This is a genomic window from Sphingosinithalassobacter sp. LHW66-3 (genome assembly GCF_050703275.1).
GTDB lineage: Bacteria > Pseudomonadota > Alphaproteobacteria > Sphingomonadales > Sphingomonadaceae > Sphingomonas.
Map to the genome: position 1 here is coordinate 2,628,978 of NZ_CP193482.1, position 24,076 is coordinate 2,653,053.

A 24,076-nucleotide genomic window follows, 5' to 3' on the forward strand; every position below is an offset into this window, starting at 1 on the left:
GCCGAGGCACGGAACATCCGCCTCGGCGGCAGCGCCGCCGGCTCCGGGGAGCCGACGGCACTGGTTGCAGCTGGTGAAGGGATCAATAAGCGATCCGCTCCGCGTTCAGCGCGCGTTGGGCCAGGAAGTGCTGGAGGCTGTCCTCGCCGGCAAGGTGCCCCGCTCCGACGGCGACGAAGGCGGTGCCCGGCTGATCCAGTCGCGCGTCGATCCACTCGGCCCAGCGGGCGTTGCGATCGGCCAGAAGGCGCCGCGCGAGTTCGGGCTCGTCGCGCAGTTCCTCGTTGAGCAGCGCGCCCAGCGCATCGGGATCGCCGTTCGCCCAGAGCACGACCATATTGTCGAGCATCGGCCCCATCTCATCGACCTGATCGAGCACGCTGACGAAGTAGCGCGTCTGGAGATCGGCGGGCATGTTGTCGAAGATCATCAGCTGCTCTTCGGCCGTTTCGAGGCCGCTGACCGGCTTGCCGGCTTCCTCGGCGGCGGCGCTGATCATGCGCTCGGCGCCGGTGTTGGGATCGAAGCCGAGCTTCTGGAGCTTGACCGCCGTGATCGTGAGGCCGGCGAGCCAGGGGTCGAAGCGATCGAGGGCGGCGACCGGCAGGCCCGTCTCGGCGGCGGCTGCGGAGAGCGCGGCGCGCTTGTCCTCGGGAAGCTGCTCGGTGAGCGTGGGTCCGGACATGTTCATGCCGGTGCGCATCACCAGCGCCTGCATCTCCGTCTCGTCGGGCTCGACCATTTCCAGCACGATTTCGTCGCTGGCGTCGAACGCGTTCTTCACCGCTTCGTCGAACCAGCTCAGGCCCGGCTTGAGCACATGGACGGTGCCGAACAGGTAGATTGTCGTGTCCTCGTCCTTGACAACCCACAGCGCGGGATCGGCGTCTTGCACGGGCGCAGCCTGCGCTTGCGCCTGCGTCTCCACCTGAGCCTGACCCGCGGCGGGGGCGAGTACCAGCGCCATCGCGGCACCGGCACGAAGGAAGGTCTTCAACATGTTCGTGTCTCCTCGAGAGTGACCGCACCGGTCAGGGATGGAACTTCTTCCAGGAATAGGTTGCGATCAGTGCGAAATAAGTGGCGCCAAAGAGAATCTCGTGGTGCGGCTCGGGCGTGATTCCGCCCTTCCAGAGCAGCCACCAGCTCATGTACGTCAGAAAGTAGAAGTTCAGCGTCAGCATGCCGCTCCACAGGCAGGCGTTGCGCTCCAGCTCGTCGATCCGTCGCCAGTAGATCACGCTTCCGGCCGTCACCGTGACGACCGTGACGAGTGCCGCCGCCACCGCAGCTGCGGGCGGAAGCGCGCTGACCATCCGCTCGGTGCCCCCCTCCAGCGCCGCCAACACGAACCCCAGGATGCCGCCGATCACGCCGGTGGCGATAATGGGGCGCATGACGCGCCGGCGCCTCAGCACGGTAGCACGCTCGCCTTCGCCCATCCGATCAATCACAAGCCTGCTCCCCGCCATTCTCGCCATCATCGAAAATCTCCTCGATCCGCATGCCGAACACTCGGCCGATCCTGAACGCGAGCGGGAGCGAGGGATCGTATTTCCCTGTCTCGATCGCGTTCACCGCCTGGCGCGACACGCCCAGCCGTCCACCGAGTTCTGCCTGGCTCCAGTCGCGCTCCGCACGCAGCACCTTCAGCCGGTTCTTCATGCGGCGCATCGTCTCCTTCTGGCCGACCCCCAGAGTGTCAGGCGTCCCTGACTTTGTGACAGCGAGTCCTGACGGTGTCAACAACACCTGACTAAAAGCGCTCTGTAGTTGACAAACGGGCTCTGCTATCGGGATGCTGCGAAAAAGACAGGGAGGGCGCGATGCCGAGCCAGGCGATTGAATTCCAAGGCTCTTCTGGGCAGAGCCTCGCGGCGCGGCTGGAGCTCCCGGTCGGACCGATCCGTGCAGTGGCGCTGTTCGCGCATTGCTTCACCTGCACGATGAACAGCCATGCCGCGAATCGAATCACGACTGCGCTGGCAGGCGCCGGGATCGCGACGATGCGATTTGACTTCACGGGCCTTGGCGGCAGTGAGGGCGACTTCGCCAATGCGCATTTCCTCGGCGATGTGGCCGACATCGTCGCGGCGGCCGATCATCTGAGGGCGTCGATCGCAGCGCCCGCACTGTTGATCGGGCACAGTCTGGGCGGCGCGGCCGTGTTGGCAGCGGCGGAACGGATTCCCGAAGCGCGCGGCGTGGTGACGATCGGGGCGCCGTTCGATCCCGCGCATGTGCTCGAGGCGATCCGCGGCGATCTGGCGGCGATCGAACGTGAAGGCGCCGGCGCGGTGACGATCGGCGGCCGCAGCTTCCGCATCGGCGCGCAATTCTTGCATTCGCTGCGCGCGCAGGATCCGGCGATCCGGATCGGCGCGATCGGCCGTGCGCTGCTGGTGCTGCACGCCCCGGGCGACGAAGTGGTGGGAATCGACAACGCCCGGCTGATCTTCGACGCGGCACGGCACCCGAAGAGCTTCGTCACGCTCGACGATGCCGACCATCTGCTCACGCGGCGCAGCGACGCGGGCTATGTCGCCGCGCTGATCGCCGCCTGGGCGGAACGCTATCTGGCGCCCGCCGAAGCGGCGCCGATGGTGGCGGAAGGCGAAGTGTTCGCCGGCAATGCGGGCGGCAAGTTCGGCACGACCGTGCGGACGCATCTTCACAGTCTGGTCGCCGACGAGCCGGTGGCGGTGGGCGGCGAGGACGCGGGGCCGGGCCCGTACGACCTGCTGCTGGGCGCGCTGGGCGCATGCACTTCGATGACGCTCAAGCTCTATGCGGCGCGCAAGGACATTCCGCTCGAGGACGTTGCGATCCGGCTGACGCATGACCGCAACCATGGCGTGGATTGCGACCATTGCACCGATCCGGCTTCAAAGATCGAAGCGATCGAGCGGACGATCCGAATGACCGGCCCGCTGAGCGAGTCGCAGCGCGCCGATCTGATGCGGATCGCCGACAAATGCCCCGTGCACCGGACGCTTACCGGCGAGCTGCACGTGCACACGCGCGAGGAGGCGCAGTCGGCCGACGAGGCTGATCGCTAGCCCAGCAGTTGCTTGAGCGGAACGCTCGTGTCGGCGAGCCGCTCCGGATCGACGACCGCTCCCGCCTCGACCAGCTTGCGTCCCTGAACATAGTCCTTGACCATGTTCACGCAGTCGAGCGCGATTACCCGGCCCGAGCGCAGATAGACGAGCGAGAAGCTGCGGTCCGCCGGATCGCCGCGAACGACTGCGGTGTCATGGCCGGTCGACAGCCCGACGGTCTGCAGCTTCAGGTCATATTGGTTGGACCAGAACCAGGGGACGGCCTGATAAATCGCGTCGATCCCGCAGATCGTCTTCGCGGCCACCGTGGCCTGATCGTTCGCGTTCTGCACCGATTCGAGGCGGATAGGCCCGTCCTCCGCGAAGCGACTGGCGTGCAGCGCACAGTCACCGACGGCATAGATGTCGGGAAGCGTCGTGCGGCACTGCGCGTCGACCAGCACGCCGTTCTCACCCTGCGCGCCGACGGCGTAGAGCGGATCGGTCGCGGGGAGGATGCCGATGCCGACGATCACCATTTCGGCAGGAACGCTGCTGCCGTCACCGAGCCGTACGCCGCAGGCGGCGCCGTCCCGATCCTCGATGCAGCCGACCTGGACGCCCAGCCGGATGTCCACGCCATGGGCGCGATGCTCGTCCTCGAAGAAGCGCGACAGCGGCGTGCCCGCGACCCGGGCAAGAACGCGATCCTGCGCCTCGAGAACGCAAACCTTCTTGCCGAGCTTGGTGAGCACCGCGGCTGCCTCAAGACCGATGTACCCGCCTCCGATCACCGCCACACGAGTCACGTCCGGCAGTTCGGCGATCATTGCGTCGACGTCGGCGCGACTGCGCACGGTGTGAACGCCCTTCAGCGCCGCGCCCGAGCAGGTGAGCCGCCGCGCGCGCCCGCCGGTCGCCCAGACGAGCGCTCCATAGCCGAATGTCTCACCCGCTTCGGTGGTAACTTCATGCGCGCCGGGATCGACGCGGACCACACGGCGGCCAGGCAGCATCGCCACGTCGCGCTCCGCCCAGAAAGCGGGGGGGCGGATCAACAGGCGCTCAAACGGTTTCTCCCCGGCGAGATACTCCTTGGAAAGCGGCGGGCGCTCGTAGGGCAGCTCGGGCTCGTCGCCGGCGATTCCGATCGTACCGGTGAAGCCGTTCTGCCGCAGTGCGATCGCCGTCTGTGCACCGCCATGGCCGGCGCCGACGATCAGCACGTCGAATCGGCTCATGTGTTCAGCCTCTCGGCGTGCCACGCGACATGATCGGCGAGGAAGGTTGAGATGAAATAATAGCTGTGGTCGTATCCCGGCTGCATCCGCAGCGTGAGATCGATGCCCGCTTCGCGGCATGCGGCCTCGAGCAGCTCGGGCTTGAGCTCATCGACGAGGAACTGGTCGGCATCGCCCTGATCGACCAGCAGCTCGGGAAGCCGCGCGCCATCGGCGATCAGCGCGCAGGCGTCGTAGCGCCGCCACGCGGCCTTGTCCGCACTGCCCAGATAGCCGCCCAGCGCCTTTTCGCCCCAGGGACAGGCCAGCGGCGAGGCGATCGGCGCGAAGGCGGAGACGCTGGCGAAGCGGCCGGGGTTGCGCAGCGCGATGGTCAGCGCGCCGTGGCCGCCCATCGAATGGCCGGTGATCGACTGGCGGGTGAGGTCGGCCACCGGGAACTGCGCGGCGATCAGCGCGGGAAGCTCCTCCTCGACATAGCTGCGCATCCGGTAATTGGTCGCCCAGGGTTCCTCCGTCGCATCGACGTAGAAGCCCGCGCCCTTGCCGAAATCATAGCCGTCCACATCGGGCACATCGTCGCCGCGCGGGCTGGTGTCGGGCGCGATGAAGATCACGCCATGCTCTGCGCAAGCGGCGCGATACTCGCCCTTTTCGGTGACGTTGGCGTGGGTGCAGGTGAGGCCGGAGAGATACCAGAGCACCGGCAGCTTCGCGCCATCCGCGTGCGGCGGGACATAGACCGAGAAGGTCATGTCGGTGCCGGTGACGGTGGAGGCATGGCGATGGACGCCCTGCGTTCCGCCATGCGCCATGTTCGTCGAAAGCGTTTCCAACTCTCTCTCCCGGGAACTCGACTCGCGGAAATCCGCCGAAGGTCACTGAAAAGTCGCACCTCCGCGCGCGGGCGTGCGCGCACGCCCGCGCGCAAAGACCGATTCTAATTCCAGCGTGCGCCCAGCATTTCAGCGCAAATCCTATTATGGAAGCCCAAATCGTGTCTCAGGCTGCGACGGGCGGCCGCTGGGGCGAACCCTCGCCGACATTGTTGGTGCCGCGCGGTTCGAGATTCAGGATCCGCACCTCGCCGCGCCGCGCGACCGGCCGGTGCTCGACTCCGCGGGGAACGACATAGAGGTCTCCCGGGCCGAGCGTGATCGTGCGGTCGCGCAGTTCGATATCGAGCTCGCCGTCGAGGACGAGGAAGAAATCATCGGTGTCCTCATGGACGTGCCAGATGAATTCGCCCTGCGCCCGGATCAGGCGGACGTCGTTGCCATTGTAGCTGCCGACGATGCGCGGCCCCCAATGGTCGGAAAAGCCGGCGAATTTCTGGGGCAGATTGACCTTGTCGTCCACGCGGTCAGCCCGACTTGCGCGGGCGATACATGCCGCACAGCTTGTTGCCGTCCGGATCGCGGACATAGGAGAGATGGACGTCGCCGAAGCTGGTCGCGCGCGGGCCGGGCGGATCCTCGATCGAGGTGCCGCCATGGGCGACGCCCGCGTCATGAAACGCCTTCACCTGCTCGGGCGAGCTGCACTTGAACCCGATCGTGCCGCCGTTCGCCGGGGTGGCGGGCGCGCCGTCGATCGGCTCGCTGACGCAGAAGCTGTTGCCCTCGTGCCGCCAGAACAGCCGCGTGACGCCGTCCTTGACGTCGCGGATCGGCTCGCCTTCAAACCCCAGCGTGCCGAGCACCGCGTTGTAGAACAGCCGCGCCTTTTCGACGTCGTTGGTGCCGACCACGATGTGGTTGAACATCGCTTCCTCTCCGTTCGTGTCGTATCAGTAGACCACGACGCTGCGGATGCTTTCGCCCGCATGCATCAGATCGAACCCCTTGTTGATCTCGTCGAGGCTGAGGACATGCGTGATCATCGGATCGATCGCGATCTTGCCGTCCATGTACCAGTCGACGATCCTGGGCGTGTCGGTGCGCCCGCGCGCGCCGCCGAACGCCGTGCCCTTCCAGACGCGGCCAGTGACGAGCTGGAACGGGCGCGTCGCGATTTCCTTGCCCGCTTCGGCCACGCCGATGATGATCGATTCGCCCCAGCCGCGATGCGCGCATTCCAGCGCGGTACGCATCACCTCGACATTGCCGGTCGCGTCGAAGCTGTAGTCCGCGCCGCCGTCGGTGAGTTCGAGGATCTTCGCGATCGTCTCCTCGCGGCTCATGCCCTTCGAATTGAGGAAGTGGGTCATGCCGAACTTGCGGCCCCATTCCTCGCGATCGGGGTTGATGTCCACGCCGATGATGCGGCCCGCGCCGACCATCTTCGCGCCCTGGATGACGTTGAGGCCGATGCCGCCGAGGCCGAAGACGACGACGTTCGCGCCCGGCTCCACCTTGGCGGTGTTGACCACCGCGCCGACGCCGGTGGTGACGCCGCAGCCGATGTAGCAGCTGGTGTTGAACGGCGCGTCCTCGCGGATCTTCGCGACAGCGATTTCGGGCAGCACGGTGAAGTTCGAGAAAGTCGAGCAGCCCATATAATGGTAGATCGGCTGGCCCTTGTAGCTGAAGCGCGTGGTGCCATCGGGCATCAGCCCTTTCCCTTGCGTCGCGCGGATCGCGGTGCAGAGGTTCGTCTTGCCCGACAGGCACGACTTACACTGGCGGCATTCGGGGGTGTAGAGGGGGATGACATGGTCGCCGGGCACGACACTGGTGACGCCCGCGCCTACCTCGCGCACGATCCCTGCGCCTTCATGGCCGAGCACGCTGGGGAAGATGCCTTCGCTGTCGAACCCGTCGAGCGTATAGGCATCGGTGTGGCAGATGCCGGTCGCCATGATCTCGACCAGCACTTCGCCGGGCTTCGGCCCTTCGAGATCGAGTTCGACGATCTCCAGAGGCTGTTTGGCTTCGAAGGCGACGGCGGCGCGGGTCTTCATCACGATCTCCCAGGGGCTGTTGGCGACCCTAATCGGGATCGCCGGCCGCGATGGCAACCAGGAGATGTCAGAAAATGGTGCTGCCGGTGAGGATTGAACTCACGACCTCAGCCTTACCAAGGATGCGCTCTACCACTGAGCTACGGCAGCACGCCGCGCGGGGGTCGCCCGAGCGGGAGGGGCCTATGTGCTTGGATGCCCCCGATTGTCAACCCGAAGCCCGGCGGTTTATCGGCATGCCATGAACGACGACGAGAAGAAGGCGCGACTGGCGCAGGCGCTGCGCGAGAACCTGCGCAAGCGCAAGGCGCAGGCGCGCGAAGGGCGGGCGTCAGAGAATGCCGCTGGCGAACAGGATCGCCAGCGCGAGGACGGTGACCACGCCTAGCGTCAGGCCGGATTTCCTCTGCATTTCGACTCTCCTTGGACTCCGCTTACTGCGCCGAAAGCTTGGCCCCCCGCTTTCGCGGGGGCACCGGTGATTACACGATCGGCGCGCATTTGGCTTCGAGCCAGGCCTTGTCTTCGCCGTCCACCTGCGGGCCGACGATTTCCAGCACCTTCGCGTGATAGCCGTCGAGCCACTCGCGCTCGTGCGGCGTCAATAGCGCGGGGTCGATCAGCGTGCGTTCGATGGGGACGAAGGTGAGCGTTTCGAAGCCGAGCATCGTCTGCTCCGCGCCCGCGATCTCCTGTTCGACGATCAGCACGAGGTTTTCGATGCGGATGCCGTATTCGCCTGCCTTGTAATAGCCCGGCTCGTTCGAGCAGATCATGCCCGCGCGCAGCGGCTCCGACGGGCCGCCGCCGGGATAGTTGGGTGCGGCGATGCGCTGCGGCCCCTCGTGCACCGATAGATAGGCGCCGACGCCGTGGCCGGTGCCGTGCGGATAATCGAGCCCCGCCTGCCAGAGGAACTGGCGCGCGAAGGCGTCGATCTGGCTGCCCGCGGTGCCGTCCGGGAACACGGCATGAGTGAGCGCGATCATGCCCTTGAGCACGCGGGTGAAGCGGTCCTTCATCTCCGCGGTCGGTTCGCCGACGGGCATCACGCGCGTGATGTCGGTGGTGCCGTCTTCATATTGCCCGCCCGAATCGACGAGATAGAGGCTGCCGGGTTCGAGGAGCAGGCTCGATTCCTCGGTGACGCGATAGTGCGGGATCGCGCCGTGCCTGCCATAGCCCGAGATGGTGTCGAACGACGTGTCCTTGAGCACGCCGAGGGCCTGGCGGAATTCGAGCAGCTTGCGCACCGCCGACATCTCGGTGACGCTGCCCTTGGGCGCCTCCTCCTCGATCCAGCGCAGGAAGCGGACCATCGCGACGGCGTCGCGCGCCTGCGCGGCACGGTGGCCGGAGACTTCGGCGGGGTTCTTGAGCGCCTTGGCGAGCACCGCGGGATCGCGCACCGGGAGGACGTGCGCGCCGCCTGCGTCGAGCAGGTCGAAGATCGCGGCGACGGCGCGCTCGGGATCGGCGGCGACTCGCTTGCCCGACAGCGCCTTCAGCGCAGGCGCGAAGGCGTCGCGCGGCTGGACGCGCACGGCATTGCCGAGGTGCTGGCGCACCGCGTCGTTCACCTTTTCGGGCGCGACGAACAGCTCGGCGGTGCCGTCGGAGTGGACCAGCGCATAGGAGAGCGCGACGGGCGTGTGGATCACGTCCTCCCCACGGATGTTGAACGTCCAGGCGATCGAGTCGAGCGCCGAGAGCACCACCGCGTCGGCACGGCGCGTCTCGAGCCATTCGGCGATTACGGCGCGCTTTTCGGCCGAGGTCTTGCCTGCCGCGGCATCGCTCTGGGCGCTGAGCGTCGCAGGCGAGGGGGCGGGACGATCGGACCAGATCGCATCGACCGGATTGGCCGCGACCGGCACCAGCTCGGCGCCGCGCTCCGCCAGCGCCTTGCTCGCCTCGGCCACCCAGGCGCGGGTGTGGAGCCACGGATCATAGCCGATGCGACCGCCCTCGGGCGCGTGCTCACCCAGCCAGTCCGACATGCTCGTGTCGGGCACCTTCACATATTGATAGTGATCGGCATCGACCTGTTCGCGCACCTGCAGCGTGTATCGCCCGTCGACGAACATCGCGGCTTCGGCAGGGAGGATCACCGCGGCGCCCGCCGAGCCCTGAAAGCCGGTGAGCCACGCGAGGCGCTGGGCATAATCGCCTACATATTCGCTCATATGCTCGTCGGTGAGCGGTACGACGAAGCCGTCGAGGCGCTCCGAACGGAGCTGTTCGCGAAGGGCGGTGAGGCGGTCTGCGTAGGTGGACATTGGCGTCGACTTCCTGCGCCTTGTGCGAGTGGCGCGCTGGTGATGAATCCTGCGCCTCAGCTAGGCAGCTGCGTGCGGTTGCGCAAATATCGCCTTTGGCCGGCTGCCCGATCGATCACCCTCAATCGATTCTTTCACTCTGTCTGAGCAAGCTTCCTCGCTTTCCTTCGCCTCACGCATCCGTACCTTGTCCGTAGTATTCAAGATCCGAGGAGATAGACGATGGACGCGAAGACGAGCGGAGATCCGCTGAGCGGCTGCCCGATGAAGGAAGGCAAGGCGATGCGCTCGCTGCTGGGCCGCACCAACCGGGATTGGTGGCCCAACCAGCTTTCGATCGAGATCCTGCATCAGCACGGGCTCCACGGGAATCCGATGGGCGACGACTTCGACTATCGCAAGGAGTTCGAGTCGCTCGACTATGAAGCAGTGAAGCGCGACCTCACCGCACTGATGACCGACAGCCAGCCCTGGTGGCCGGCGGATTATGGGCATTACGGCCCCTTCTTCATCCGCATGGCGTGGCACTCGGCCGGCACCTATCGGACCGGCGACGGCCGCGGCGGCTCCTCCTCGGGCAACCAGCGCTTCGCCCCGCTCAACAGCTGGCCGGATAACGCGAATCTCGACAAGGCGCGCCGTCTGCTCTGGCCGATCAAGGCGAAGTACGGCCGCAAACTCAGCTGGGCCGATCTGATGATCATGGCCGGCAACGTCGCGATCGAATCGATGGGTGGCCCGATCTTCGGTTTCGGCGGCGGCCGCGAGGACATCTTCGAGCCCGAGAAGGACGTCTATTGGGGCACCGAGGAAGAGTGGGTCGGTTCGGAGGGGAGCCTCACCCGTATCCACGAGGAAGAGGGGCGTGCGCTCGAAAACCCGCTCGCCGCGATCCAGATGGGCCTCATCTACGTCAATCCCGAGGGTCCGGGCGGCAATCCCGATCCGATGCAGTCCGGGCGGGACATCCGCGAAACCTTCGCCCGCATGGGTATGAACGACGAGGAGACCGTTGCGCTTACCGCGGGCGGCCACACTTTCGGCAAGTGCCACGGCGCCGGGGACGCATCCAAGGTGGGCGCCGAGCCCGAAGGCGCGGACATCGCACAGATGGGTCTGGGCTGGCAGTCAGGCCATGAGAGCGGCGTCGGCGACCATACCATCACCTCGGGCCTCGAGGGTTCGTGGACTCCCACGCCGACCAAGTGGGACATGAGCTATTTCGACATGCTGCTCGACCACGAATATGAGCTGGTGCGCAGTCCCGCGGGCGCCAAGCAGTGGCAGCCGGTGGGCAGCCCCGAGGAAACGCTCGCGCCCAAGGCGCACAGCCCCGGCGCCAAGGTGCCGACGATGATGACCACCGCCGACATGGCGATGAAGGTGGACCCGGAATACCGCAAGATCATGGACAAGTTCCGCGCGGATCCGGCCCATTTCGCCGACGCCTTCGCCCGCGCCTGGTTCAAGCTCACGCACCGCGACATGGGCCCCAAGGCCCGCTACCTCGGTCCAGAAGTGCCCGAAGAGGATCTGATCTGGCAGGATCCGATTCCCAAGGCCGATTACGCGCCGATCAACGGCGACGACGTCGTGTCGCTCAAGAACAAGATCCGCGATTCGGGGCTCACCGTCTCCCAGCTGGTGAAGACCGCCTGGGCGTCTGCGTCCACTTTCCGCACGTCGGACAAGCGCGGCGGCGCCAATGGTGCGCGGATCCGGCTGGAGCCGCAGCGCAGCTGGGCAGTCAACGAACCCGACAAGCTCGCCAAGGTGCTCGCGGTCTATGAGAGCATCAAGGCGGAGTTCGACGGTGCGGCGAGCGGCGGAAAGAAGGTGAGCATCGCCGATCTCATCGTCCTCGGCGGTTCGGTCGGGATCGAAAAGGCGGCGCGCGACGCCGGCTATGACATTGCCGTGCCGTTCACGCCGGGCCGTACCGACGCGACGCAGGAGATCACCGATGCCGAAAGCTTCGAGGTGCTGGAGCCCAAGGTGGATGGGTTCCGCAACTATCTGTCGGTTTCGTTCAGCGTCCCGACCGAGGAGCTGCTGATCGATCGAGCGCAGCTGCTGAACCTCAGCGCACCCGAGATGACGGTGCTCGTCGGTGGTCTGCGCGTGCTGGGCGCCAATCACAACGATCGGCCCGAAGGCGTGCTCACCGACCGGCCCGGGCAGCTCACCAACGATTTCTTCGTCAACCTGCTCGACATGGGCACGGCGTGGAAGGAAGTGGACGAGGCCGGGGACGAGGAGTTCGTCGGCACCTGCCGCAAGACCGACGAGGAGAAGTGGCGTGCCACGCGGACCGATCTGGTCTTCGGCTCGAACTCGCAGCTGCGGGCGCTGTCGGAAGTCTATGCGTCGAGCGACGCCGGCGAGAAGTTCGCGAAGGACTTCGTCGCCGCATGGACCAAGGTGATGAACGCCGACCGCTTCGATCTGGCAGAATAGCCGAAAGGTCGAGCACCACACAGGCCCCTTGCCTCCGCTTCCAGTGACGCGGCGGCAAGGGGCCTCTTCGTGTCCGACCGTTCGGGCGCAGGCTTTCGCAGCGCGTGCCCGCTGCGCTAAAGGGCCGAAATGAACGACCTTCCCAAGCCTCCACTCGCCGCCACGCGGCCTCATCGCAGCGAATATCACGGAACCGCCATCGACGATCCATGGGCTTGGCTGCGCGACCCCGGCTATCCGACCGTGACCGACAAGGACGTGCTCGCCTATCTCGAGGAGGAGAACGCCTTTTTCGAAAAGGTGATGGCGCCGCTGAAGCCGTTGGCCGAGACGCTGTTCGAGGAGATGCGCGGCCGGATCAAGGAAGACGATGCCACCGTTCCGCAGAAGGACGGCGACTGGCTCTACTGGACCGATTTCGAGATGGGCGGCGAATACCGCCGCTGGTGGCGCCGCCCGGTCGGCGCGCCTGACGACGGCAGTGCGGACCAGCTGATCCTCGACGAGCCGATGTTGGCCAGGGGGAAGGAGTATTTCCGGCTGGGCGCGATCAGCGTAAGTCCGGACGGGCGGCTGCTCGCCTATGCCGTCGACGACGATGGCTCGGAGCGGTTCGAGGTCCGGGTAAAGGACCTGGAAAGCGACCGGATGCTGCCGGACGTGATCCCCGGCACGCTTTCCGAACTCGTCTGGACCGCGGATTCGAACGGCTTTCTCTATGCGCTGGTGAACGAGCATTGGCGTACCGATCGTATCCGCTGGCACAGGCTGGGAAAGCCGGTGGAGCAAGACGTCGAACTCTATCATGAAGAGGACGAAGGCTATCGCGTCGGCGTCGGTGAGACTCAGTCGCGGCGGTTCCTGATCCTGTCGACCGGCGATCATGTGACCAGCGAGGTGCGGTTGCTGCCGGCCGACGATCCCACCGCCGAGCCGGTTCTGGTGCGGCCACGGCAGACCGGCGTCGAATATGACGTCGAGGAGCATGACGGCACGCTCTTCATCCACACCAACGATACTCACACCAACTGGCGGCTGGTGAAGGCGCCGGTGGAGGCGCCGGGCGACTGGCGCGAGGTGATCGCGCCGTCCGATTGCTTCTACATGACCGGGGTTACCACCTTCGCCGACTTCTTCGTGGTCGAAGGGCGCGCGGACGGGCTCGATCAGATCGAGCTCCACTGGTACGACGGGCGCCCGCCGCGCCGGCTGGAGTTCCCCGAAGCCAGCTATGTCGCCGGTGCCGGCGACAATCCCGAATATGCGATCGAGGTGCTGCGGCTCGGCTATGAATCGATGGTCACGCCCGGCACGGTGTTCGACTATCACCTGGCCGACGACCGGCTCGAGACGCTGAAGGTCCAGGAGATCCCCAGCGGATATGATCCGGCGAAATATGCCACCGAGCGGCTGAAGATCACGGCGCGGGATGGCACGCCAGTGCCGGTATCGATCGTCTATCCGGCCGACTTTCCCAAGGACGGCAGCGGCAAGCTCTATCTCTACGGCTATGGCGCCTATGGCCACGCCATCCCGCCCGGCTTTTCCACCAGCCGCATGTCGTTCCTCGATCGCGGCATGGCGTTTGCCATTGCCCATATCCGCGGCGGCGACGATCTGGGCCAGCAATGGTATCACGACGGCAAGCTCGAGAAGCGGACCAACACGTTCAACGACTTTGTGGACGTCGCGAAAGGGCTGATCGACCTCGGCTTCACCAGCGCCGGCAACATCGCCATCGCCGGCCGCTCGGCGGGCGGCGAGCTGATGGGCGCAGTCGTCAATTCGGATCCCGAGCTGTGGGGCGCGGTGATTGCCGACGTGCCGTTCGTCGACGTGCTGAACACGATGCTCGATCCCAGCCTCCCGCTGACGCCGGGCGAATGGCCGGAGTGGGGCAATCCGATCGAGGACAAGGCGGCGTTCGAGCTGATCCGCTCCTATTCGCCCTACGACAATGTGCGGCCGCAGGCCTATCCGCCGCTGTTCATTTCCGGCGGGCTCAACGATCCGCGAGTGACCTATTGGGAGCCGGCCAAATGGGCGGCGAAGCTGCGGGCGACGAAGACCGACGACAATGTGCTGCTGTTGAAGACGAACATGGGCGCGGGCCATGGTGGAAAATCGGGCCGCTGGGAGAGCCTGCGCGAGGCCGCCGACGAAATGGCGTTCGTGCTGTGGCAGCTCGGGCTGGCCGACGGGGTTCGGGCCGGTCCCGCCTAGCGGCGGTTCCGGGTAGCCGGTCGTTCGACGAGCCGCGTGTCGCGGTGGCATTCGTGGCAATGGGCATAGTCGAACACCGCCGACAGCACCCAGGCCTGGGCCGCCACATCCCATTCGGCCCAGGCGTCGCGCGTGACTGCCGTGCCGCCGCAGCGTTCGCAGGCATATTCCAGAGCCACGGGCGGTCCTTTCAAGCGACACCGTGCGCCGGAATATAGCCGGTCGCGTCCGAATCGGAGCCGAACCCGATCCGAAACGGACGCAGATTAGGGCGTCATTCGAAGCCGGCGCCTCCCTCGCGCGGCGCGGTGCGGATCAGCCGCGAGGTGGCAACCGCCGCCTGGCGATGCACGACGGCGCGGCGATAGTCGGGATCCGTCACCATTTCGAGAAAGGCGTGGGCGCTGGGATAGCGGGCGACGAATGCCGTATCCCATGCCTCGTCCGCCGGGCCGGTGAGCACCAGTTCGGGCGCCGCCGACCAGACGATCGTGCCGCCCACGCGGCGGAAGATCGGCCCGCTTCCGGCGCCATAGCGGGCATAGGCCTCGGCGCCGCTCAGCCCCTCGGCAGCCTGTGGATGCTCCTCCGGATAGGCGGCGCGGGCGCGGAAGCGGATGAGGTTGAGCATCTCGATCGGCTGGTCGCGGGGCAGCGCCTTGAAGGCATCGAACTGCGGCCGGCTGGGGTCGATGTGATCGGTCATGGCGCGGTTCTCCTGATCGTTTCGCAGCTGGATAGCGCGGCGCACGCGGCCGATTCCACCCCCTTGAATCGCGCCAACCGGTTGCATTTCCAACGAAAGCTGACTCGTCCATTCAGGAGTCTGCAACTACGCGGCTCCCACAAGGCGTCCTGAATCGGGACAGCGGAGGCACGTCCGCAGAGTCCCTGAATGCAGATGCCCGGAGTTGCCGGAGCGCAGCCGCAGCGGCGAAACGCGTTGCGACGGAGGATGTTAACCATGATCGACTGCATGAAGCGGCGGCTGCTCTACGCCGCGTCGCAGGCCTATCACCCGCAGATGGAAACGGTGCGCCGCAGCGTCGGCTGGACCGCGCCGCCGCTGGTGGTGCAGCGGCGAATCGAGCTGTGGCAGCAGCCGATCGACCTCGCGCTGGTCGGCGCCGTGCCCGACGGCGTGATCGTGGCGTTTCGCGGTTCGCTTCCTCCCTTTTTCGGCGGGCGGCACGACGGCTGGACCGTGCTGCTCGACTGGCTGAACGGCGGGCTTTCGGTGTGCCGTGCCGATCCGGACTATTGCGGCGCCGGCGTCCATTGGGGGTTCGCCGAATCGATGGCCCGGCTGTGGAACGACAGCGACGAGGGACCGGGCGTGAAATCCGCCGTCCAGACGCTGCTCGATCGCGGCGCGCGCCGCCACCTGTTCGTCACCGGCCACAGCAAGGGCGGCGCGCTCGCCAATCTGGCCGCCTATCGTGCCGCGCGCCTCGCCGGATGGCGCGACATGCCGATCAGCGTCGCCACCATCGCCTCCGCCCGCGCCGGCAACGCCGCCTTCGCCAAGGCCTATGCCGCCGAGCGGATCGCGTGCCTGCGCTACGAACTGCCCGGCGACCCGATCCCGCACCTGCCGATCGGCCCGGCCAGCCCGCGCTGGGCGCGGCAGCTCGCCCGGCAAGTATGGCCCGGGCTTGCCGACAGCGACTATCACTCGGTCGGCGAGCGTGTCGCCCCGGCCGACGGCAGCGGCGTGAACCCGCGCGACTGGAGGACGGCGCTTGCCGGGATCAACCTCGCGCGGTTCACTCCTTCGGCCATTGCTTCGCACGCGATCTGCCCCGATTCGGGCTATGACCGGCTGATCTGCCTGGGCGAGACCGGCTGCACCCATGGCGCCGCGCCGCCGCCGCCGCGCCGTCACGATCGCGAAGGCACGCGATCGACCGTACCCGCCCGCTGGCGCGAGCACCGCCGCCGCAGCGAACCGCCAGAACTACCCGATCCGGGCCGCGAGCGGCGGACCTCCCGCCTTTCCTGATCCGCGTCATGCTCAGCCGCGCCGGAAGGCGTAGCGATCGCGGATGTGATCGTGAAAGAAGCGGCCGTGCGACGGCGCGGCGAGCAACGCCTCGAACACGTCGCGCGGCACGCCCGCATACCAGTACCAGCCGCCGGAAATGAAGCGGATCCCGAGGCGCCGGCGGGCGGCGTCATAGTCCACCGCATCCATCATTTCGGAATCGACCGCGATCATTGCGCGACCTCCTGCCGCCGGAACCGCAGCGTAGAACGGGCGGACGGCGGCCGGGTTGCCGTGGTGGCTTGCGCGCCGCGATCGGCGGTTTTCCGTCGAAGGTCGCACTAAGGTCGCACCTCAACGCGCGCGCGAGCGCCCGCGCGCACGCGGGAGGGCTATTCCACATCATAGGCCTCCACATCGAACACGCCGGGCACGTCGACCGGCTCGCCCACCATGTCGAACGCGGGCTGCACTCCCTCGACGAAATCCTCGCGGCGCAGGCGCTCGGCGGGCGAGTCGCTGTCGGTCAGCGCTCGGGTGAGCGCAGGGAGCGCGGCGCGGGCGGCGGCGCGCGGATCGGGAATGTCGACTTCGATCAGCCCCGAGAGATTGCCGTAGCGCATCGCGTCGAAATGCTTGAGCAGGAAGATGAGCAGCCGATCCGACGGCACGCGCTCCTCGCCGACGCACTCGCCGCGATGCCACACCTGGCGCAGCGCGCCGTTGACGGCGCGCTCGAAGGCGAGGGTGGTGAGCCGCTGGCTGGCGATGACGAGCGCCGCGTCCCAGGCGCGGTGGAACGCATCGGCATCGGCCCGCGCGCGCAGCCGATAGGCCGATCGCGGAGTGAGGCCGACGGCGGCAGCGGCATCGGACACGCAGCCGGTTTCGGCGAGGGTCTCGAGGAACAGCCGCTGCCGCTCGGCGGTCCAGCCGTCGCGGCGGACCCGGCGCGGAGTGGTGGGGAAATCATGGGACTGATCGGTCATGGCTTGGCTCCTTGGTCGCTGAAGGGGCGCGGGAGCCGGGGTATATAACCATATCGGTTCGTGTAGGACAGCGGAAATCGGAGGGACGGGTCGGCGGGGCTGGAGCTGGAGCTGGGCCGGAATGGAGCTGGGGCAAATTTGACGTCGCCCCTGCGCAGGCAGGGGCCTATCGCTGCCGCTGACTCTGTGGTGCCGCCTGCGATTGTGCGCCAACGCGCCCGCCGGCGAGCGCCGCAACCAGACATGGGCCCCTGCCTTCGCAGGGGCGACGGGAGGTGCGGCGGCGTTCCCCTATCTCCGTCGCCCCTGCGCAGGTCGGGGCCTATCGCTGCTGCTGACTCTGTGGTGCCGCCTGCGATTGTGCGCCAACGCGCCCGCCGGCGAGCGCCGCAACCAGACATGGGCCCCTGCCTTCGCAGGGGCGACGGGAGGTGCGGCGGGCGTTCCCCTGTCTTCGTCGCCCCTGCGCAGGTCGGGGCCTATCGCTGCTGCTGACTCTGTGGTGCCGCCTGCGATTGTGCGCCAACGCGCCCGCCGGCGAGCGCCGCAACCAGACATGGGCCCCTGCCTGCGCAGGGGCGACGGAGTTGTGGGGTGGGTGTTCCGCTGTCTTCGTCACCCCTGCGCAGGTCGGGGCCTATCGTTGCCGCTGACTCTGCGATGCGGCCCGCGATTGTGCGCCAACCCGCCCGCCGGCGAGCGCCGCAACCAGACATGGGCCCCTGCCTTCGCAGGGGCGACGGAGTGGTGCGGCGGGCGTTCCCCTGTCTTCGTCGCCCCTGCGCAGGCAGGGGCCTATCGCTGGCAATTACTCTGCGAAGCGGTCAGCGATCCTTCGTCCCCGGCGGTGCGATCACCGGTTGATCTCGTCCCACAAGTCGCGCCAGTCCGGGTTCGCCTTGCCGATGAGGTTGAGCTTCCAGCCGCGCTTCCATTTCTTGATCGCCTTCTCGCGCGCGATGGCGGCGTCGATCCGCTCGTGCGTCTCGACATAGACCAGGCGGGTGAGGCCCTTCTTGCGGCAGAAGTCCGATCCGGTGCCGCTGCGGTGCTGGTGCACGCGCGCGGCGAGGTTCGCGGTGACGCCGGTGTAGAGCGTTCCGCTCGGTCCGTTCGTCATGATGTAGACATAGCCGCGCTTTTCCATGCCCGTCCCCCGTCGCTCCTGCGCAGGCAGGAGCCCATGTCTGCCGGATATCGCGCGGGGATCAAGCGGGGACGTGCGATTGTCGAGGGCAGCGTGCGCGGCGCGAGCCATGGGCCCCTGCCTGCGCAGGGCCACGGGGGGCAGGGTTATTCCCTCACTTCCGAATTGCATCCTCAAGCCGAACTTCGCGAAGCGTCGTTTCCCTCTCGCAACTGTGGCAGAAGGAATAATCATACGCAGCTCCGAGCGCCCATTGCTGTGCGGCTTCGTCCCACTCCGCCCAAGCGTCGCGCGTCACGAGTTTGCTGCCGCATTTCTCGCAGACATAGGTTAGTCCCATCGTCGCCTCCCGTGCGTTCCGACGGTACGCCGGAGCGTGGGAGAGCGAGTGGCGATTTGCTCGACTTTGGATGAAGTCCCGTCGACTCCGGAGGAGCCTGCCGGCTGACCGGGTGACGATCCGATTGGTCGGACCCAGCGATAACACTGAGATGCAGGTACAACGCGCCTGGCGTTGCGCTCCGTCGCTCCTGCGTAGGCAGGAGCCCATGTCTGGCAATTATTGTCCGGAAATCATGCGGAGCGCACAACTGCCGAAGGCAGCGTGCGCGGCGCGAGCGATAGGCCTCTGCCTGCACAGGGGCGACGGGCGGGATGTAGTACTGTCCGCGGAGTTTCACCAAGCGAAGAACCGCATTCTCGATCAACGAGCACCGCTGTCCTTTTGATCAAATATCATAGACAATCCGAATGCCTGAACCGCCTCTTCCGCATACCTCCGCGAGAACTTTCCGTATCCCATCAAGGAAATGCCATACGCGCCGTAAAGAACTACTACCCGTAACAAGGGGTTGCCAGGTCCGCTTTGGTCTACAAAACCAATTCCACCCAATCTCCACCAATAAAATAACTCAAACCAAATCGAAACCAAAAACACAAGCGAAAGAGAGCGAAACAGGCCGTATATTACCAGGTAATTATACATTTTAGCACTGGCAACAGCATGGTCGTTTGCACACGCGTACTCAACCACTTTAAACCAGCGTTTGTCATTTATTATATCGTACTCCAAGTCGAAATACATCCGGAGCCTGCCGAACACCCTAAGGACAACGGATGGACTTATTTTACACTGATAAAAACCAAAGAAGCCAAAGACGTATATTGCCGTATAGATCGGGAGTACGGGGGCATTGGCTATCAATCTCACAATATCTGCGTTAGTCCGGGAATCGCGATATGACGAAGCTATTCTGTTCCTAATGAGCCTGCGAAAGCTAAAGCTTCCTGCGGATGGAATGCAGGTTCTCGAAATAACGTGAGAGGGGGGTCCCACTATTCTATAAATAAACTGCTCAATTAGAAAGGAGGACATTAGAGATATGGCATGACCAAGTATATATACGCCAAATGCAAGAGCAACCAGGGAAACGGCCAAGTTTATACTGCCGTCTGAGTAAGCTCCGAATATGGGTGGAAAGCTTACATCACGTCCTAGAAGCGAATATCTACTGACAAGAGGAAGGGAAAAGATGCCCACGCCAAAGTAAACAACCACATCATAATTTGCAAACGGTAGCCTATTTACCTTGTCTATCATTTATGAAGCGCCCTGTTGCTTCGGCGTTTAATCTCACTCCGCCGCCACCCCGCTCTTCGAGAACATGTCCTCGCCGCTTTCGTCCTCGTTGGCGGGCTTGTCGGCCTTCGCCTTCTGGCGCTTGTCGAAGCTGTCCCACACTTCGTTCCACTGGCCGCGGGTCGCGCCCTTCGAATATTCGGTCGCGCGGGTTTCGAAGAAGTTCGCGTGCTCGACGCCGTTGAGCAGCGGCGTGAGCCACGGCAGCGGGTGTTCGTCGATCATGTAGATCGGTTTGAGGCCGAGCTGGCCGAGCCGCCAGTCGGCGATGTAGCGGATGTACTTCTTGATCTCCTTGGGCGTCATGCCGGGGACCGGGCCCATTTCGAAGGCGAGATCGATGAACGCGTCCTCGAGCCGCACCGTCGTCTGGCAGACGTCCATAATGTCTTCCTTCACCGATTTGGTGAGGCAGTCGCGCTCCTTGCAGAAGGCGTGGAACAGCCGGGTGATGCCTTCGCAGTGGAGGCTTTCGTCGCGCACGCTCCAGCTGACGATCTGGCCCATGCCCTTCATCTTGTTGAAGCGCGGGAAGTTCATCAGCATCGCGAAGCTGGCGAAGAGCTGAAGTCCTTCGGTGAAGCCGCCGAACATCGCCAGCGTCTTGGCGATGTCCTCGTCGGTGTCGACGCCGAACTTCTGCAGATAATCGTGCTTGTCCTTCATCTCGGCATATTCGAGGAACATGCCATATTCGCTTTCGGGCATGCCGATCGTGTCGAGCAAATGGCTGTAAGCGGCGATGTGGATCGTCTCCATGTTACTGAACGCGGCCAGCATCATCTTGACTTCGGTCGGCTTGAACACGCGGCCGTATTTCTCGTGGTAGCAATCCTGCACCTCGACATCGGCCTGCGTGAAGAAGCGGAAGATCTGCGTGAGCAGGTTGCGCTCGTGATCGGTCAGCTTCTGCGCCCAGTCGCGGCAATCCTCGCCCAGCGGCACTTCCTCGGGCATCCAGTGCACCTGCTGCTGGCGCTTCCAGAATTCATAGGCCCAGGGATATTCGAAGGGCTTGTAGGTCTTGCGGGCTTCGAGAAGAGACATGGGGTACTCCCTGGGAACTTACTGGCTGGACAGGACGAACATGGTGGCGAAGCCGGCGCAGAAGAGCGCGGCGGCGAAGAGCATCGCGCCGGCGATGCGCAGGGCATAGCCGGCCGCCTCGCCGTCGCCGGTGCGCAGCAGGCGGCGCGCGACGGCGGGGCGGACGAGGAGCGTGAGGCCGACCGCGCCGACGACCGCGGCGACGCCGTTGGCGATGAGCAGCCCGCGAGTCACAACAGCCCCTCCTCGATCAGGCGGAAGGCGAGCAGCAGCGCGAGCGCGAGCGCGATCGACGTGCCGATCAGCAGCCAGCGGCTCGACCGGGGAGACTCGCCCGGCGCGCGCAGCACCGCGACCAGCCCGACGAGCGTGGCGACCGCGGCGAGCGCGAAGAGGAACAGCGTCGGGCTCATTCGTGATCGATCACCTGGCCGCGCCGCGCGGGGCGATCGCGATAGACGGTGCGGGTGCGATAGATGACCCGGCTGCCGCCGCCCGAGCCTACGCCGAGAAAGACGATGCCGATGAAATAGCCGAAATCATACCAGCCGCCGTTGTTCGGCACGGCATAGACCGCATAGTCGGGCACGAAGAGCGAGAGCACCCAGGCGACCGGGAAGATGAAGCCGTGCCACAGGCCGAGCAGGAAGCCGGGGGCGCCGGGCTGAACCGCGCTTTCGATCTGGCTCGCGCAGGCGGCGAGGGAGAGGAGCGGCGCGAGTGCCGCGAGCGCGGCGGCGCGGGAGCGAACCGCCCGGTCAGGGATGCTCCGGATTTTCGCTGACGATGACTTCATTGGCTGCGCCCTCCCAGCCGATCCATTGCACGGCGATCGCGCCGATCCAGCCGAGATTGAAGAGGATCAGCATCGCGATGACCGCGCCGCGCGAGGCGCGCCTGCGACCGGGGCCGGGCACGATCTCCGTCCGGCCGCGGAAGAGCGCGGCGACCGAGCGGGCGTTGAGCATCAGCCAGATGCCGCTCACCGCCGTCACGACGATGCAGAGCGCGAGCAGGAGCGGAAAGGTTGCGAGCGGCATGGGCGCGGTTCTCCAGCGATACGGAAAACCAATGGTTCCGCAACGCGCGGGGTTCCGCGTTGACCTGAGTCAAGCGCATGCCGGCGGCCGCGCGCGGACGCGCCCGCGGGGCGCCGGCGGCGATGGGCTCACTGACAGGCGAGGCATTCGTCATAGTCGGTGCTCTCGCCGATCTCGTATTTGGCGAGTTCGGCGGTGTTGTCCGCCTCCACCCCGCCCGCGAAGCCGGCGCGCTGCACCGATTTCGACCGCAGATAATAGAGCGACTTGATGCCCAGCTCCCAGGCGCGGAAATGGAGCATCAGCAGATCCCATTTCTCGACATCCGCCGGGATGAACAGGTTGAGCGACTGCGCCTGGTCGATGAAGGGCGCGCGATCGCCGGCGAGTTCGAGCAGCCAACGCTGATCGATCTCGAAGCTCGTCTTGTAGGCGTCCTTTTCCTCCTGGCTGAGGAAATCGAGATGCTGGACCGAGCCGCCCTTTTCGAGGATCGAGTTCCACACCGCGTCCGAGTTCTTCGACTTCTCGATCAGGAGCTTCTCGAGATAGGGATTGCGGACCACGAAGCTGCCCGACAGCGTCTTGTGGGTGTAGATGTTGGCCGGGATCGGCTCGATGCAGGCGCTCGTACCGCCGCAGATGATCGAGATCGACGCGGTGGGCGCGATCGCCATCTTGCACGAAAAACGCTCCATCACGCCCATGTCGGCCGCATCGGGGCAGGGCCCGCGTTCGACCGCGAGCTGCATCGACGCTTCGTTCACCTGGGCGTTGATGTGCTTGAAGATGCGCAGGTTCCAGCTCTTGGCCATCGCCCCTTCGAAGGGAAGGCCGCGCGCCTGGAGGAAGCTGTGGAAGCCCATCACGCCAAGGCCCACCGAACGCTCGCGCATCGCCGAATAGCGCGCACGGGCCATCTCGTCGGGTGCGCGCTCGATATAGTCGGTGAGGACATTGTCGAGGAAGCGCATCACGTCTTCGATGAAGCGCTTGTCCTGGCTCCACTCGTCCCAGGTTTCGAGGTTGAGCGACGAGAGGCAGCAGACCGCGGTGCGATCGTTGCCGAGATGATCGGTGCCGGTGGGCAGCGTGATCTCGCTGCACAGGTTCGAGGTCGAGACCTTGAGCCCAAGCTCCCGATGATGCTTCGGCATGTTCGAATTCACATGGTCCGAGAACACGATATAGGGCTCGCCGGTCGCGAGCCGGGTCTCGACCAGCTTCTGGAACAGCGCGCGCGCATCGACCGTGTTGCGGACGCTGCCGTCCTTCGGCGACTTCAGCTCCCATTCGGTGCCGTCGCGCACTGCCTCCATGAAGGCATCGGGGATCAGCACGCCGTGGTGGAGGTTCAACGCCTTGCGGTTGAAGTCGCCCGAGGGCTTGCGAATTTCGAGGAACTCCTCGATCTCGGGGTGCGAGATGTCGAGATAGCAGGCGGCCGAGCCGCGGCGCAGCGAGCCCTGCGAAATCGCGAGCGTAAGGCTGTCCATCACGCGGACGAAGGGAATGATGCCGCTGGTCTTGCCGTTGAGGCCCACCGGCTCGCCGATGCCGCGCACGCTGCCCCAATAGGTGCCGATGCCGCCGCCGCGCGAGGCGAGCCAGACATTCTCGTTCCACGTCTCGACAATGCCTTCGAGGCTGTCGGGCACCGAGTTGAGATAGCAGCTGATCGGCAGTCCGCGCCCGGTGCCGCCGTTCGACAGAACGGGCGTGGCGGGCATGAACCAGAGCTTCGAGATATAGTCGTAGAGCCGCTGGGCATGCTCGGCATCGTCGGCATAGGCCGAGGCGACGCGCACGAACAGGTCCTGGAAGCTTTCGCCGGGAAGCAGATAGCGGTCCTTCAGCGTCTCCTTGCCGAAATCGGTGAGCAGCGCGTCGCGCGAATGATCGACTTCGACCGGAAAGGACTGCGGATCGACGCTGTGCGAATCGCGCGCCTTGCCCTTCCGCTTCGCGACGGGCTTCTCGTCTGCCTGGGCGGGGGCGGCTTGGGTGGCGGTTTCGTTCACGCTGGTTTCCGTGTCCCTGAATTCCATGACGCTGTACCCCTCATACTGCCTTCGATCGGCGTCGTT

Annotated in this window: 26 protein-coding genes and 1 tRNA gene; 5 read left to right on the forward strand and 22 right to left on the reverse strand. The window is 65.6% G+C overall.

Going from position 1 to position 24,076, the window contains the following annotated elements; translation table 11 throughout:
• Nucleotides 1-82: 82 nt before the first annotated feature.
• The 3 genes from ACQ450_RS12955 to ACQ450_RS12965 are packed head-to-tail and all read right to left on the reverse strand — an operon-like array spanning nt 83 to nt 1,665.
• Complete coding sequence (locus tag ACQ450_RS12955; RefSeq protein WP_431469575.1) at nt 83-1,000, reverse strand: TraB/GumN family protein; 918 nt, start codon at nt 998-1,000, stop codon at nt 83-85.
• A gap of 31 nt (nt 1,001-1,031) precedes the next feature.
• Nucleotides 1,032-1,397 carry a hypothetical protein gene (locus tag ACQ450_RS12960; protein WP_188054097.1) on the reverse strand — a complete coding sequence of 122 codons (366 nt, stop codon included), beginning with the start codon at nt 1,395-1,397 and terminating at the stop codon, nt 1,032-1,034.
• Nucleotides 1,398-1,446: 49 nt separating this feature from the next.
• Nucleotides 1,447-1,665: a helix-turn-helix transcriptional regulator gene (locus ACQ450_RS12965; RefSeq protein WP_188056539.1), complete on the reverse strand. Its 219-nt coding sequence runs from the start codon at nt 1,663-1,665 to the stop codon at nt 1,447-1,449.
• Nucleotides 1,666-1,826: 161 nt separating this feature from the next.
• Here ACQ450_RS12965 and ACQ450_RS12970 point away from each other — a divergent pair, with 161 nt between their 5' ends.
• Nucleotides 1,827-3,059 carry a bifunctional alpha/beta hydrolase/OsmC family protein gene (locus tag ACQ450_RS12970; RefSeq protein ID WP_431469576.1) on the forward strand — a complete coding sequence of 411 codons (1,233 nt, stop codon included), beginning with the start codon at nt 1,827-1,829 and terminating at the stop codon, nt 3,057-3,059.
• Here ACQ450_RS12970 and ACQ450_RS12975 read toward each other — a convergent pair.
• From ACQ450_RS12975 to ACQ450_RS13000, 6 genes are all read right to left on the reverse strand, one after another.
• Nucleotides 3,056-4,282 (reverse strand): NAD(P)/FAD-dependent oxidoreductase, encoded by a 1,227-nt coding sequence (locus tag ACQ450_RS12975; RefSeq protein WP_431469577.1) that lies wholly within the window; start codon nt 4,280-4,282, stop codon nt 3,056-3,058. The two genes, ACQ450_RS12970 and ACQ450_RS12975, sit on opposite strands and share 4 nt — an antisense overlap.
• Nucleotides 4,279-5,118 (reverse strand): S-formylglutathione hydrolase, encoded by an 840-nt coding sequence (fghA, locus tag ACQ450_RS12980; protein WP_431469578.1) that lies wholly within the window; start codon nt 5,116-5,118, stop codon nt 4,279-4,281. Before fghA ends, ACQ450_RS12975 begins: the two co-directional genes overlap by 4 nt.
• 166 nt (nt 5,119-5,284) lie before the next feature.
• Entirely contained in the window at nt 5,285-5,641 is a 357-nt protein-coding gene (locus tag ACQ450_RS12985) for a cupin domain-containing protein (RefSeq protein WP_431469579.1), read from the reverse strand.
• Nucleotides 5,642-5,645: 4 nt separating this feature from the next.
• Nucleotides 5,646-6,047, reverse strand: coding sequence for a VOC family protein (locus ACQ450_RS12990; RefSeq protein ID WP_431469580.1), 402 nt, complete (start codon nt 6,045-6,047; stop codon nt 5,646-5,648).
• Nucleotides 6,048-6,071: 24 nt separating this feature from the next.
• Nucleotides 6,072-7,184 carry an S-(hydroxymethyl)glutathione dehydrogenase/class III alcohol dehydrogenase gene (locus ACQ450_RS12995; RefSeq protein ID WP_431469581.1) on the reverse strand — a complete coding sequence of 371 codons (1,113 nt, stop codon included), beginning with the start codon at nt 7,182-7,184 and terminating at the stop codon, nt 6,072-6,074.
• Between the two features lie 75 nt (nt 7,185-7,259).
• Nucleotides 7,260-7,334, reverse strand: a tRNA-Thr gene (locus tag ACQ450_RS13000).
• 91 nt (nt 7,335-7,425) lie between these two features.
• Between ACQ450_RS13000 and ACQ450_RS13005 the strand changes: the two genes are divergently transcribed.
• Entirely contained in the window at nt 7,426-7,572 is a 147-nt protein-coding gene (locus ACQ450_RS13005; RefSeq protein ID WP_188054104.1) for a hypothetical protein, read from the forward strand.
• A gap of 94 nt (nt 7,573-7,666) precedes the next feature.
• On the opposite strand, the gene ACQ450_RS13010 is transcribed toward ACQ450_RS13005, so the two are convergent.
• Nucleotides 7,667-9,463 carry an aminopeptidase P family protein gene (locus ACQ450_RS13010; protein ID WP_431469582.1) on the reverse strand — a complete coding sequence of 599 codons (1,797 nt, stop codon included), beginning with the start codon at nt 9,461-9,463 and terminating at the stop codon, nt 7,667-7,669.
• 222 nt (nt 9,464-9,685) lie between these two features.
• Here ACQ450_RS13010 and katG point away from each other — a divergent pair, with 222 nt between their 5' ends.
• Both katG and ACQ450_RS13020 read left to right on the forward strand, forming a co-directional pair.
• Nucleotides 9,686-11,920: a catalase/peroxidase HPI gene (gene katG, locus ACQ450_RS13015; RefSeq protein WP_431469583.1), complete on the forward strand. Its 2,235-nt coding sequence runs from the start codon at nt 9,686-9,688 to the stop codon at nt 11,918-11,920.
• A 129-nt stretch (nt 11,921-12,049) separates the two neighbouring features.
• Complete coding sequence (locus tag ACQ450_RS13020; protein ID WP_431469584.1) at nt 12,050-14,143, forward strand: S9 family peptidase; 2,094 nt, start codon at nt 12,050-12,052, stop codon at nt 14,141-14,143.
• Here the strand turns inward: ACQ450_RS13020 and ACQ450_RS13025 are convergent.
• Entirely contained in the window at nt 14,140-14,322 is a 183-nt protein-coding gene (locus ACQ450_RS13025; RefSeq protein ID WP_188054108.1) for a hypothetical protein, read from the reverse strand. The genes ACQ450_RS13020 and ACQ450_RS13025 overlap by 4 nt on opposite strands.
• 95 nt (nt 14,323-14,417) lie before the next feature.
• The gene (locus ACQ450_RS13030) at nt 14,418-14,849 is read right to left on the reverse strand and encodes a DUF1330 domain-containing protein (protein ID WP_431469585.1); all 432 of its coding nucleotides are present in this window, start codon (nt 14,847-14,849) and stop codon (nt 14,418-14,420) included.
• Nucleotides 14,850-15,107: 258 nt separating this feature from the next.
• Here ACQ450_RS13030 and ACQ450_RS13035 point away from each other — a divergent pair, with 258 nt between their 5' ends.
• Complete coding sequence (locus tag ACQ450_RS13035) at nt 15,108-16,145, forward strand: lipase family protein (protein ID WP_431469586.1); 1,038 nt, start codon at nt 15,108-15,110, stop codon at nt 16,143-16,145.
• Between the two features lie 12 nt (nt 16,146-16,157).
• Here ACQ450_RS13035 and ACQ450_RS13040 read toward each other — a convergent pair whose 3' ends face one another.
• The 10 genes from ACQ450_RS13040 to ACQ450_RS13085 all read right to left on the reverse strand — a co-directional run bounded on the left by ACQ450_RS13040 (nt 16,158) and on the right by ACQ450_RS13085 (nt 24,037).
• Complete coding sequence (locus tag ACQ450_RS13040) at nt 16,158-16,361, reverse strand: KTSC domain-containing protein (protein ID WP_431469587.1); 204 nt, start codon at nt 16,359-16,361, stop codon at nt 16,158-16,160.
• A gap of 158 nt (nt 16,362-16,519) precedes the next feature.
• Nucleotides 16,520-17,116, reverse strand: a complete 597-nt coding sequence (locus ACQ450_RS13045; protein ID WP_431469588.1) for a hypothetical protein — start codon at nt 17,114-17,116, stop codon at nt 16,520-16,522.
• A gap of 853 nt (nt 17,117-17,969) precedes the next feature.
• On the reverse strand, nt 17,970-18,236 hold the full coding sequence (locus ACQ450_RS13050; protein ID WP_431469589.1) for a GIY-YIG nuclease family protein: 267 nt from the start codon (nt 18,234-18,236) through the stop codon (nt 17,970-17,972).
• A 730-nt stretch (nt 18,237-18,966) separates the two neighbouring features.
• Nucleotides 18,967-19,863, reverse strand: coding sequence for a hypothetical protein (locus ACQ450_RS13055; protein ID WP_431469590.1), 897 nt, complete (start codon nt 19,861-19,863; stop codon nt 18,967-18,969).
• A gap of 33 nt (nt 19,864-19,896) precedes the next feature.
• Nucleotides 19,897-20,949 carry a ribonucleotide-diphosphate reductase subunit beta gene (locus ACQ450_RS13060; protein WP_431469591.1) on the reverse strand — a complete coding sequence of 351 codons (1,053 nt, stop codon included), beginning with the start codon at nt 20,947-20,949 and terminating at the stop codon, nt 19,897-19,899.
• Between the two features lie 18 nt (nt 20,950-20,967).
• Complete coding sequence (locus tag ACQ450_RS13065) at nt 20,968-21,183, reverse strand: hypothetical protein (protein ID WP_431469592.1); 216 nt, start codon at nt 21,181-21,183, stop codon at nt 20,968-20,970.
• Nucleotides 21,180-21,362, reverse strand: a complete 183-nt coding sequence (locus ACQ450_RS13070) for a hypothetical protein (protein WP_188054115.1) — start codon at nt 21,360-21,362, stop codon at nt 21,180-21,182. The genes ACQ450_RS13065 and ACQ450_RS13070 overlap by 4 nt, the downstream gene beginning before the upstream one ends.
• Nucleotides 21,359-21,745, reverse strand: a complete 387-nt coding sequence (locus tag ACQ450_RS13075; protein WP_431469593.1) for a hypothetical protein — start codon at nt 21,743-21,745, stop codon at nt 21,359-21,361. The genes ACQ450_RS13070 and ACQ450_RS13075 overlap by 4 nt, the downstream gene beginning before the upstream one ends.
• Nucleotides 21,708-21,989: a hypothetical protein gene (locus ACQ450_RS13080; protein WP_188054116.1), complete on the reverse strand. Its 282-nt coding sequence runs from the start codon at nt 21,987-21,989 to the stop codon at nt 21,708-21,710. Before ACQ450_RS13080 ends, ACQ450_RS13075 begins: the two co-directional genes overlap by 38 nt.
• Before the next feature lie 128 nt (nt 21,990-22,117).
• Entirely contained in the window at nt 22,118-24,037 is a 1,920-nt protein-coding gene (locus tag ACQ450_RS13085; RefSeq protein ID WP_431469594.1) for a ribonucleoside-diphosphate reductase subunit alpha, read from the reverse strand.
• Between the last annotated feature and the right edge of the window lie 39 nt (nt 24,038-24,076).